The organism is Sphingobacterium sp. lm-10 (genome assembly GCF_023554555.1).
In the GTDB taxonomy this organism is placed as follows: domain Bacteria; phylum Bacteroidota; class Bacteroidia; order Sphingobacteriales; family Sphingobacteriaceae; genus Sphingobacterium.
This window is the reverse complement of sequence record NZ_JAMJWC010000001.1, coordinates 599,928-611,927: the sequence shown is the minus strand read 5'-3', so window position 1 is coordinate 611,927 and position 12,000 is coordinate 599,928. Positions and strand designations below refer to the sequence as shown.

9 protein-coding genes are annotated in these 12,000 nt (G+C 43.6%); all 9 read right to left on the bottom strand.

All coding sequences use genetic code 11. The annotated features are described in order from the left end of the window. Window positions 1-5: 5 nt before the first annotated feature. The 9 genes from M8998_RS02340 to M8998_RS02300 all read right to left on the bottom strand — a co-directional run bounded on the left by M8998_RS02340 (window position 6) and on the right by M8998_RS02300 (window position 11,960). A complete protein-coding gene (locus M8998_RS02340) occupies window positions 6-1,847 on the bottom strand; it encodes a carbon starvation CstA family protein (protein ID WP_249990385.1) in 1,842 nt (613 codons plus the stop codon). A 201-nt stretch (window positions 1,848-2,048) separates the two neighbouring features. Beyond that, entirely contained in the window at window positions 2,049-3,068 is a 1,020-nt protein-coding gene (gene ruvB, locus M8998_RS02335; RefSeq protein ID WP_249990384.1) for a Holliday junction branch migration DNA helicase RuvB, read from the bottom strand. Then, a complete protein-coding gene (locus M8998_RS02330; RefSeq protein ID WP_249990383.1) occupies window positions 3,065-3,808 on the bottom strand; it encodes a polyprenol monophosphomannose synthase in 744 nt (247 codons plus the stop codon). Before M8998_RS02330 ends, ruvB begins: the two co-directional genes overlap by 4 nt. Window positions 3,809-3,851: 43 nt before the next feature. After that, the gene (locus tag M8998_RS02325; protein WP_249990382.1) at window positions 3,852-5,336 is read right to left on the bottom strand and encodes a peptide MFS transporter; all 1,485 of its coding nucleotides are present in this window, start codon (window positions 5,334-5,336) and stop codon (window positions 3,852-3,854) included. A gap of 20 nt (window positions 5,337-5,356) precedes the next feature. After that, a complete protein-coding gene (locus M8998_RS02320) occupies window positions 5,357-7,132 on the bottom strand; it encodes a peptide MFS transporter (protein ID WP_249990381.1) in 1,776 nt (591 codons plus the stop codon). Between the two features lie 121 nt (window positions 7,133-7,253). Beyond that, window positions 7,254-8,837: a peptide MFS transporter gene (locus M8998_RS02315; protein ID WP_249990380.1), complete on the bottom strand. Its 1,584-nt coding sequence runs from the start codon at window positions 8,835-8,837 to the stop codon at window positions 7,254-7,256. Between the two features lie 143 nt (window positions 8,838-8,980). Further along, entirely contained in the window at window positions 8,981-9,871 is an 891-nt protein-coding gene (locus tag M8998_RS02310) for a sugar phosphate isomerase/epimerase family protein (protein WP_249990379.1), read from the bottom strand. A gap of 39 nt (window positions 9,872-9,910) precedes the next feature. After that, the gene (locus tag M8998_RS02305; protein ID WP_249990378.1) at window positions 9,911-10,642 is read right to left on the bottom strand and encodes a heterodisulfide reductase-related iron-sulfur binding cluster; all 732 of its coding nucleotides are present in this window, start codon (window positions 10,640-10,642) and stop codon (window positions 9,911-9,913) included. Next, window positions 10,635-11,960 carry an MFS transporter gene (locus tag M8998_RS02300; protein WP_249990377.1) on the bottom strand — a complete coding sequence of 442 codons (1,326 nt, stop codon included), beginning with the start codon at window positions 11,958-11,960 and terminating at the stop codon, window positions 10,635-10,637. Before M8998_RS02300 ends, M8998_RS02305 begins: the two co-directional genes overlap by 8 nt. Between the last annotated feature and the right edge of the window lie 40 nt (window positions 11,961-12,000).

Genomic DNA, 12,000 nt, shown 5'->3' with positions numbered 1-12,000 from the left:
TTCTTCTATCGTTCTACCAACTCTTTCACCTTTTCTCCGTAAAAATCTGTCTCTGTCGGACTTTTCTTCGAAAGTTCATACCACTTCTTGAAGGCAGAGATGAATACGATTAACATCAAGACCATGGCCACAATGGCTAAGCCAGCCAGCAAATAATCTCCAGCGGGAACGTAAATATCAACCACCTGCAAGTAACCTGCCCAAAAAGTAACCAGAGCCATCATAACACCTGGCACTGCGGCGCAAAGGGCATATTTACCACGATCCATACGCATCAGCATCGTCGTACAGACAATCAGTCCACAGGCTGCCAAGAGTTGATTGCTAATGCCAAACAGCGGCCAAATACTACTTACATTTCCGGTAAATACCAGGTATCCCCAAGCAAAGGTGAATAGAAAACTGGCGATGATAACACCGGGCATCCAATCCTTATCCCTAAATTTCGGAAAAACACCGCCCAACATCTCCTGTAAGAAAAATCTACCTACACGTGTTCCTGCATCAATAGCAGTTAGGATAAAAACGGCTTCAAACATGATGGCAAAATTGTACCAATAGGCCATCACCTCATCCATATAAGGAATACTATTGAAGATATGCGCCATACCGACGGCGAGAGATACAGCCCCTCCGGTACGCCCTTGCAAATCGACACCGATTTTCTCCATAAAATGAGGAAGATCAACCGCCGTAAGATGCGGATTTTCAACCAAAAACTGAGCGTAGCCCGCTGCAGGAGTATTGATCGCAAAGTAGTCGCCCGGCATTAAGGTACAGGCTGCAATAAGCGCCATCAGCGCAACAAAGCCCTCTACCAACATGGCACCGTATCCTACAAACAGAATTTCTCGTTCGTTGCCAATCATCTTCGGTGTGGTGCCCGTGGCAATGACGGCATGAAAACCCGATATGGCGCCACAGGCGATTACGATAAATATAAATGGCAATACCGGACCGCCAATGACGGGGCCGCCGCCATGAATGAACTCTGTCAAAGCAGGCATCTGCAAGGTCGGATGTACAAAAACAATTCCGACAGCTAACAATAGGATGGTTCCTATTTTCAGGTAAGTGGATAAGTAATCGCGCGGCACCAATAATAACCAGATGGGCAATACGGAGGCCAAAAAACCATAAACCGCAATCGCGATGGAGATGGTAGATACGTCCCAATGAAATAGATCGTTGAGAAAGGGAATTTGCATTAGATTGTGCCCGCCAACAATGCCAGCGATCAGCAAGATACCGCCCAAAATACTAGCAAATGTGACGCTGTCTTTTCGATAACGCATGATCAACCCCATAATAATGGCGATCGGCATGGTGATAATTACCGTGAAAAGTGACCAGGATGCCTCATGCATGGCACTAATGCAGGCCAACGATAAACCTGCTAAGGTGAGAATCAAAATAAATAAAACGGCTATACCTGCAATCGTACCGGTAGTGGGTCCAATTTCTTTTGATGCGATTGAAGCCAAGCTTTGTCCTTTGTGTCGCATGGAAGCAAAGAGTACCACCATATCATGGACTCCTCCACCCAGCACACAGCCAATTAAGATCCATAAGGTACCAGGAAGATAACCAAACTGTGCCGCCAGTACCGGTCCAACTAAAGGACCAGCCGCAGCAATTGCCGCGAAGTGATGACCGAATAGCACATTTTTATTTGTTTTTACATAGTCACGTCCGTCGGCAAACTCTACGGCAGGTGTGACTACTTTTGCATTTAGTCGCAGCACTTTATTGGCTAAAAACAGGCCATAAAAACGATAACTGATAGCCAATACTAGCAATGCTACAAATACTAACGTCAGCGCATTCATCCCATCGAGGTACTTCATATAAATTCAGTATTAATTCACATTTAAGTTTACAACTTTACATGTAATCCAGTCAAGCGACTAGATGCACACAGGCAATTTAGTAATATTTAAATTAAAAAAGATAGTTAGGGAAAAATATAATTAACGCAATTTGCGCAAAGAAAATACCGTTTTGAACTCGATAAATATATATTCTGAAAAATCAAGAAGCAGGATCGGCTAAAATAAGGTATTACCGCGTGGATAGAGCTTTCCAAGATGTTTGAACGCCATCTCTGTACACTCTCGCCCACGAGAGGTACGCATAAGATATCCTTCCTGAATCAAGAAAGGTTCATATACCTCCTCGATGGTACCCTCATCCTCACCTACTGCTGTTGCAATGGTTTTCAGCCCGACTGGCCCGCCTTTGAATTTGTCGATAATGGTCGATAAGATTCGGTTGTCCATCTCATCCAGCCCATGTTCGTCCACATTTAGTGCATTCAACGCAAACTGAGCAATGGCTTTGTCGATGTTTCCGGTGCCTTTGATTTGTGCAAAATCGCGGGTGCGTCGGAGTAAAGCATTTGCTATACGGGGCGTACCACGACTGCGGCGCGCAATCTCATAGGCTCCTTCTTCGGAAATAGGTATGCGGATAATATGTGCGGAGCGATCGACAATGGTTGTCAGCAACTTCACGTCGTAATACTGTAAACGGGAATTGATACCAAAACGGGCACGCAAAGGAGCGGTCAATAAGCCGGATCGTGTGGTAGCACCTACCAATGTAAATGGGTTCAGACTGATTTGCACAGAACGGGCATTCGGACCAGTCTCCAACATAATATCGATCTTAAAATCCTCCATCGCAGAATACAAGTATTCTTCTACTAAAGGACTGAGACGATGTATCTCATCGATAAATAGAATGTCTCCTTCGTCTAATCCGGTTAACAGTCCGGCAAGATCGCCGGGTTTGTCCAATACCGGACCCGAAGTAATTTTGATACCTACGCCCATCTCGTTGGCAATGATATGGGAAAGCGTTGTCTTTCCGAGGCCCGGAGGGCCATGTAATAATACGTGATCCAACGCTTCGCCCCGTAGCTTCGCTGCTTTCACGAATATGGAAAGGTTCTCCAGAATCTTAGCCTGACCGGTAAAGTCCTCAAAAGTCTGCGGACGCAGTACCCGTTCCAGCTCTTTCTCGGTATGACTTAGCCGCTCTGCATTCGGATCTAGATTTTCGTTCATCCTCTCTCTCCCTTTCTATTAGATTTCTTAAACAAACTCGCCCACTTCAAACTAATCACACCCCAGAATGCTTCTCGGAAAATCTTGGTGCTCATCTTCGAAGTACCATGCGTGCGATCCGTAAATATAATGGGTACTTCTACTACACGAAAGCCATCCTGTATTGCCTTAAATTTCATTTCGATCTGGAAGGCATAGCCTACAAAACGAATCTTATCCAAGGGAATAGTTTCCAGTACTTCCCGTCGGAAACACACAAAACCCGCTGTCGCATCCTGAATATTAATACGCATGATCGCACGTACATACATGGAGGCAAAATAAGATAGCAACACACGCTTCATCGGCCAGTTCACCACATTTACGCCTTGAATATAACGAGATCCCACCGCCATATCAGCACCCGTTATGCACGCTTCTTTTAATCGAAGCAAGTCATCTGGATTGTGACTAAAATCGGCATCCATTTCAAAGATATACGCATACGAGCGAGCCAATGCCCAGCGAAACCCATGGATATATGCAGTACCTAACCCCAGTTTTCCGCGACGCTCTTCAATAAATAAGCGATCAGTAAAAGATTGGCAGAGTTCCTTCACAATCATTCCAGTTCCATCTGGAGAGCCATCATCAACGATCAATATATGGAAGTCACCCTCCAAAGAAAACACTTTCCGAATAATGCGTTCTATGTTTTCCTTTTCGTTGTACGTAGGAATGATTATCAGACTATCTGCCACGGTATATTGTTGATCTAACTATAAAAGTACTAAAATAAATCTGCTATCGGACGCCGTGCATCAATCGCTTTATGAATGGAGAAAGTGCAAATAACACGACCGCCGCTACAATAGAATAAAGAGCCAATTGTTGGTAGCCGTCGGTATAGGCCATCAGTTTGTCTAAAGGCGTCGCATTAGCTTCTGGCGAAGACATGCCTGCGCCTAATAAACCTGCGACATACTGGCCGTACGCACTAGCCAAAAACCATAATCCCATCATCATACCGCCCAATCGTTTCGGAGATAATTTGGTGATCATGGATAAACCGATGGGTGACAAACAAAGCTCACCGATTGTAACGGCTAAGTACGCTAAGGTAAACACGCCTAGAGAGGTTTTACCATCTGCATCGGCAAAGAAACGCGTACCGAAGAACAGGTAATACGCCAAGCCGAGAAACACAAAACCCAAAGCAAACTTAATTACCGTGTTAGGCTCTGCCTTTCTTTTGGCCATCGCCAACCAAAGCAAACCCAACAGCGGACTGAACACAATGACGAAAAGGGAGTTTGCGCCGTTGTTTACTACGTTTGGATCTATCCGAAAGAACAAGAGATTATCGTGTAGATTATTATTGGCAAACAAGGCCAAAGATCCGCCAGCCTGTTCAAAAATTGCAAAAAATAAGATGGAGAACAGGATCAAAATTAAAGCGGCGGTCAATTGCTGCCGTGCTTTAGCATCACTTTCCCTTCTCATCTGTACAAAAAAGTATCCGAGGGCTATCGGGCCGATGATGTACATAAAGTAGTCGGTATACAGCGTATTATTGATCATCAGAAAGATGAGTGGAATACTGGCTAATGCGGCTAAATATACAAATAGCTCGGTGCGGATGCGTGTGGCCGCGGGCATGTGTAGTAATGGACTATTGCCAATGGGCTTAATGTGCTTTTTTGTCGCCAAAAATATGGCCAAACCGATAAACATCACTAGCGCTGCAGCGGCAAAAGCATAATTCCAAGAATAGTTTTTGCCCAGGTATACGCAGAGGATACCCCCTAACAAAGCACCCACGTTGATACCTGAATAGAACATGCCAAAACCAGCATCCCTTCTTGGATCATCTTCTTTGTACAAATCGCCCACCATCGAAGAGATATTGGGTTTAAAAAAGCCCGTACCAATAATCGTGAGCGCGATGCCGAAGTAAAAATAATCATGCGGTGATAAGGCAATCAGTCCGTTACCCAGCAACATCATCGAGGCACCGAAAATCAAAGAGCGTTTGAATCCCAAAAATTTATCGGCAAAAATACCACCGACAAAAGTAAACGCATACACAAATGCCTGAATGGCACCGTATTTCAAATTAGCATCCCGATCAGACAACAACAGCTGATCGACCATGAAAATAGCGAGCACACCCCGCATTCCGTAAAAGCAGAAGCGTTCCCACATTTCCACTAAAAAGAGATACCACAACTGCTTGGGGTACTTGCCCTCAAAATTTTGAATATCTTCTAGTGTAAGTTCTTTAGACATACGTAATGGTTAATAACAGGCTATTTGATGCCGTGCATCAATTTTTTGATCAATGGATTTAACAGGATAACCAGCAAACCACCGGCAGCCGGAATAATGGTAAATAGGAAGAAAAAATGGCTTAAAGAATAATTCTCTTGAATGACCTCTACCTGTCCACCTAGGATAGCGGCAAGCTTTTGTGCGATAGCGATCGCCAGGTACCACATGCCAAACATGAAGGCCAGCATGCGTGCGGGTACTAATTTGGAAACGTATGACAGTCCTACAGGAGAGATAAAGAGCTCTCCGATCGTGTGAAATAAATAGGTTAACACCAAAAACACCATCGACATCTTTACGCCAGAGCCAACCTGTAAAGAGCCCATACCTAAGATTAAAAAGCCAATTGCCACGAAGAATAGGCCTAGTCCATATTTCACTGCCGCTGAAGGATTGTATTTGGAATCCCAGATACGAGATATAGTGGAGGCTAAAGAGATGATGAAAAAGGAATTAAGAATGGAGAACCAGGAAACCTTAATCGCTGAAACTTCTGCTGTAAACTCCCGATATAGCATCCAGATTCCAGCACCCCAGATCAATATAAAACAGATGAATAGAATGATGTTGGATGCCGCTGTCTTCGACCAGGTGATAATAGACAAACGAACTAAAACCCAAGAGATAATAATCAACGGTACGATAGTCAACAAGGTGTTAATGGTATTAAAGACATACAAACTATTCCCTGTTAACTCTCGGTCGACATAATCACGTGCAACCAGTACAAGGGAAGTAGCTCCTTGCTCAAAACTCATGAAAAAGAAGATGAGAAAGACCGCCAATAAGATCACGCCAAACATCCGGTCTCTGACGACTTTCGCGTAACGTAAAATACGGGAAACTACCAAAGCCAAGAAGATTACCAAAGCACTTAGCACCACAATATTTTGGCCGCGCAGGCTATCGGTATCCAAAAACGCGAACATATCCAATACATTGTTCTTAGACAAAGGATCGTTGAAAGCATATGTTAATCCAACGATAGAAACGATGATGATCAACAAGAAATCGACCTTTGTAAATCGATTGTAGGTCGTTTCTCCTTCTTCCAGATTGGTTATTTCTTTTTGTTCTGGGCTAATCGATTTTTTAAGTACCCCCAGATCACCCATCAACGGCTTTGCTAACCAAAACTGAATAGTGCCTAGTAACATAAATATTCCGGCAAGGCCGAATCCCCAATGCCAACCGACGGTCTCTCCCAGATAACCGCAGAGCATCATTCCGAAAAATGCACCGGCATTCACACCCATATAAAAGATGGTGTAAGCGCCGTCTTTCTTCTCCGGGCGGAAACGGTACATTTCCCCGAGAATAGCTGGCATATTAGGCTTGAAGAAACCGGTACCGATCACCAAACCTGCCAAACCAACAAAAAACATAATCGGTGAATTAAACGCCATAGCGGCATGACCTAAGGTCATGATAATCGCACCGATGATCACCGCTGCGCGAGAACCGATGTATTTATCGGCAATGATACCTCCAAAAATAGGTGTAATGTAGAGTAACATCGCATAGGTACCGTATAGGGCACCTGCCTGCTCGGCAGACCAGCCCCAACCCGGATTGGCAGTAAGCACAGAGGCTGTTAAAAACTGAATGAGTAACACGCGCATCCCATAAAAGGAGAAGCGTTCCCACATTTCCGTGAAGAACAGTACAAATAATCCTGGAAAGTGACCTAATAGCAATTTTTCCGGTTCCGTTTGGGCAGCACCTGATGGGTTCATATTAGCCGATGAATTCATAATATATAAATGGATGAATTTTCAAGTCCCAAAGTTAAAAAAATAACTGAAGTCACTACCTTCATTTCCAAAAACAAAAAAAGCGCCCTCACAGACGCTCTAAGTATAGTATCACTTACGCTTATTTGATGCCATGCATCATACGTTTTAGCATAGGATTGAAAGCCACTAACAGAATAGCTACAGCAACAGGTAAACTGGCAATAATTAAGAAGAATACCGAAATAGAGTACGCATTGGCAATCTGATCAATGTAACCACCGAGCCATCCTGCCAAATAATTGGCGATAGCAGTCGCCAGAAACCAAAATCCAAAAATCAATCCGACTAGATTCTTTGGCGATAACTTACTCACGTAAGATAACCCAACTGGAGAAAGACACAACTCTCCCATCGTATGAAAGAAGTAAGCTAATACCAGCCAAAGCATACTTACTGAAGCGGTCAGTGCACCTTGTGGAATTTCTCGGCTACCATAAGCCATGGCTACGAAACCTAGTGCTACCAGCACCAAACCTAATGCAAACTTGATCGGGCCGGATGGGTTCCAAACTTTTTCCCATAACTTGCTGAATATAGAAGCACAGGTAACGATGAAGAAGGCATTCAAGATCTGAAACCAGGATACCGTTACTTCCGTTTCTGTTGCGCTGAATTCATTATTGACCTTCCAGAAACCTAGCACGGCAATAGACGCAAAAGAAAGCATCGTAAAAAAGATGGTCAATGGATAAGCATGTATAATTTTACGTGCCAAACTAAACAGTACATAAGTAACGATCGCAATTGGCATGATGGTTAACAAAGCATCAATCCACTTAAAACTGGTGGCTGCACTACCCGAAAGTATGCGCTGCGTATAATCTTTTGCAAAAATGGTCATTGATCCACCCGCTTGCTCAAAAGCAAAGAAGAATAAGATACTCGCCACCATCAGCACGCCAGCAACGATCAGACGGTCGCGTACAACATGACTCGGTGTTACCTCTTCTTCAATGACTTCTGCGATATCTGTATCTAATGGAATTTTATGTCCAGGCTTGTCGCCGATCACACCAAAAATTCGCTGACCAAAATAGAATTGCAGCATACCAAAAAACATAAATACCCCGGCAAGACCGAAGCCATAATGCCAGCCTACCTTCTCGCCGATATATCCGCATAGCAAGGATCCTAAGAAAGCACCTGCATTGATACCCATGTAGAAAATGGTGTAGCCTGCATCTTTCTTCGCGCTGGAATCTGGATATAGCTGGCCTACCATCGAAGAAATATTGGGTTTAAACATACCATTACCCAATACCATAAAGGCTAAACCGAGGTAAAAGAAATTCTCTGAAATACCTTCTAAAGCCATGGAAGCATGACCTAAAGTCATGACCAGTGCGCCAATCAATATGGCTTTCTTGTAACCCGTTAATTTATCGGCAATAATACCACCTATTAGTGGCGTAAAGTATACCAGTGTGGTATACCATTTGTACAGTGATAGGGCTTCTTCGTTATTCCAGCCCCATCCTCCTTTAGCGATTTCTGAAACCAGAAATACCGTTAGTAAAGCGCGCATTCCATAATAACTGAAACGCTCCCACATTTCAGTAAAAAATAGCACCAGCAAACCAGCCGGATGCCCGAAGACCATCTTGTCGTCAATACCCTTCTTGGCCAGGTGATTTACCAGGCCTTCTTCGTTGTGTTGGTTCATATAAGTTTTAAAACAATCTCTGATTAGTTTTTGCGCACATCGCTACGTTACGTCATTCGCAACGTGCTCATAGGTGATGTGAGGTATACAAAGAAAAGAAAAATAACGACATATCTGCGGTAGCGTCATAGATCTTTTACATGTTATGCCATTTGAAAACGCTCTAGTAAGGTCTTGGTTAATTTGATCCCTTCAATCTCGCTGTGTTTATCCCCCTCGTACTCAATCCCTACGTAGCCAGTATATCCTGCGTCGCGTACAATCTTCATCATGCGTGTGTAATCGATATTGGCTTCCATACCTTGTGCATCGAAAACATTGGATTTCGCGCTAACACCTTTCGCAAATGGCATTAAGTCTTTCACTCCCTGATAACGATCGTATTCGTAAAAATTACCAAAATCCGGCAGCGACCCACAGTTCTTGTGATCCACCGTTTTAAGCACTTTTGAAAGCCAAGCGCCGTCGGATGAAATACCGCCGTGATTCTCTACCACCACACTAATACCAGCATCTTGGCCATATAAAGCCAACGTTCTCAAACTATCGATCACGCGCTTTGCCACTTCATCTGGCGTGCCTTTGCCAGCGGCATTCACGCGGATCGCATGGCAGCCTAGCTGTTGCGCGGCATCTATCCATTGGTAGTGGTTTTCCACGGCTTTCGTTCTTTTGCTCGCATCTGCATCACCCAGATCCCCTTCACCGTCGACCATGATCAATACATTCGCGACATTGTGATCTGCGGCTCTCGCATTTAAATCTTTCAAGTAAGTGATATTCTTAGCCTCGTCTTTAAAGAACCTACTGACGTACTCGACCGCATGGATATCAAACTCATTGGCGGCAAATGCTGGGAAGTCAATATTTTTCAACTCACCTTTGCCTATGGTACGATGCAACGACCATTGTGCCAAAGAGATACTAAACCAATTTTTACTTTGTGGATGACTAAATAGATTGTGTACGGGTGACAGTGCTAAGCCCGCTCCCACCAGACTCATGTTTTGTAAAAATGTTCTTCGTGATTGCATATCAATTATATTTAGGGTTTAAAATAATAGGTGTTCCTGTTAAATATTTGGCCATCCTGCGGTCAATACGTCGACCAAGTGAATGGCTTGGATCGGCATACACTGTTTTTCTATGATAGCCTGCAAGTGCATCAAGCAAGTATGATCCTGACAGATTATATAATCTGCTTTTTTGTCCATAGCATCCCGAAGTACATCATCGCCCCACAATACGGATAAAGGTACATAATCGGCTTTCGTAGCTCTTCCCATTTTGCAGTTTCTGCCGTGCGGTTCCGCAGTAAGCAAATCTAAGCCGCCAACTTGATGTAGTAAGCGCAGCGCTTCATCCTGTAACTGGTATCCATTCCAATTAGCGCAGGCCGGATGAAATACTGCTGAGGATACGAATTCTGCTCCAAAATACTCTTTCCGAACGACATTAACCAGGAAATCACTGATTTCAAAGATATTGCGCTGCATTTGCCGACATTTATTGTGATCGGTAGAATTGGTAAATAAATCGTTGAAGCCATCGCGCACCATGCCTACTTCAGTAAGAGACGGCGATACAATATAGCCAAATCCTTCGAAGTCGTACAGGTATTTTGCACCAATCTCCTTCGCTTCTTCCCAATATCCTTCTTCATACAAATCCACACCACAGGTAGTTTGTTGAGGATTATAGGATACCTCGCAGCCGGCACGCTCGAGCAAACGCAACGTATTGAATGCGGTATTTGGATAAAATTGATCGATAACTCCAGGAATGGATAGTTCTACTTTATGCATGTGTATTTGTTGTGGCTGTACGTTCGAATCTGTATAAACTAATCAAGAGGATTAGTCCGATAATAAAAAACACCGACATGAATAGTGCCGAATAGCGGATGTTGTGACTCAGTTGCTCAATGATAGCAAAGCTAAATAATCCTAAAACGACGGCTATTTTTTCCGTAACATCATAGAAGCTAAAAAATGAGGTGGTATCCTCAATATCCGTCGGTAAAAGCTTGGAATAAGTGGATCTGGATAAGGATTGTATGCCTCCCATCATTGCGCCCACCAGCATAGCCAATAGGTAAAATTCTATTTTCGTGGTGATGTAAAATGCGGTTACGCAAATAAAGATCCATACGGCAACTACCCCTATCAATACCATAGTATTGCCCAATGGTTTAGCTAGCTTAGACATTAGATAGGCGCCAGCAATTGCGATCAATTGGATCAATAAAATCGACGCGATTAACTCGGACATTTCCAAGCCTATTTCTTTCATCCCAAATGCGGTCGCAACAATCATGACCGTTTGTACGCCCATAGAATAGAAGAAATATGGAAAAAGAAAGCGTTTGATAGCTGGAATACCTTGAATACGTCTCCATACGCTGCTAAACTCTTTTCGCACCTTCTCGCCGATTGTTAAGCCGTTAGCCATAGCTGAAGGTCGGCTTTCTGGCAAACGGCGAAATGGAATCTGCGAAAATCCTAACCACCATAATCCGACTAAAAAGAAGGAAAGGCGTGCTGGTAAAGAAGCGTCGGTAATACCAAACCATTCTGGTTTTAACACAAAAACAAAACAGATCAGCTGTAGCGTCACGCAGCCCACATAACCATAAGCAAAGCCTTGTGCACTCACCCGGTCTTGCTGTTCTACCGTGGCAATAAGCGGTAAATATGAATTATTAAAAGCCAGACCTCCAATATATCCGGCAGCCGCAAATGCATATAGAAAAATGCTGACTTCTAAGGTATTTAAGCGAAAGAAAAACAAACCCATACAGGCTAAAGCACCTAAGTACGTGAAGAGCTTCATAAAGTACTTTTTTCGCCCGCGCACATCAGCATATGCTGAGATAAAGGGCAAAGCGAAAGCCATGATCAAGTAGGCAATAGACAATGCAAAATTGGATAGCGCGGTGTTAACAATCGGATAACCAAAGAAATGCACCACATCACCGTACTGTTCAGTGTACGTAATCGCCGTATAATATGCGGGGAAAATGGTAGAGGTAATGACCAGGTTATAGGCAGAGTTTGCCCAGTCAAACATGGCCCAAGAACGGATGGTTTTGGGATTATCCTTCTGTAAAGTCTGAATATCCATAGATTAAAAGCGAATATACCACAATTGAAGAAGAGATTCG

Coding starts and splice junctions, on each gene's coding strand:
- M8998_RS02340 (WP_249990385.1), bottom strand. CDS start 1,847: ATGAAGTACCTCGATGGGATGAATGCGCTGACGTTAGTATTTGTAGCA.
- ruvB (WP_249990384.1), bottom strand. CDS start 3,068: ATGAACGAAAATCTAGATCCGAATGCAGAGCGGCTAAGTCATACCGAG.
- M8998_RS02325 (WP_249990382.1), bottom strand. CDS start 5,336: ATGTCTAAAGAACTTACACTAGAAGATATTCAAAATTTTGAGGGCAAG.
- M8998_RS02320 (WP_249990381.1), bottom strand. CDS start 7,132: ATGAATTCATCGGCTAATATGAACCCATCAGGTGCTGCCCAAACGGAA.
- M8998_RS02315 (WP_249990380.1), bottom strand. CDS start 8,837: ATGAACCAACACAACGAAGAAGGCCTGGTAAATCACCTGGCCAAGAAG.
- M8998_RS02310 (WP_249990379.1), bottom strand. CDS start 9,871: ATGCAATCACGAAGAACATTTTTACAAAACATGAGTCTGGTGGGAGCG.
- M8998_RS02305 (WP_249990378.1), bottom strand. CDS start 10,642: ATGCATAAAGTAGAACTATCCATTCCTGGAGTTATCGATCAATTTTAT.
- M8998_RS02300 (WP_249990377.1), bottom strand. CDS start 11,960: ATGGATATTCAGACTTTACAGAAGGATAATCCCAAAACCATCCGTTCT.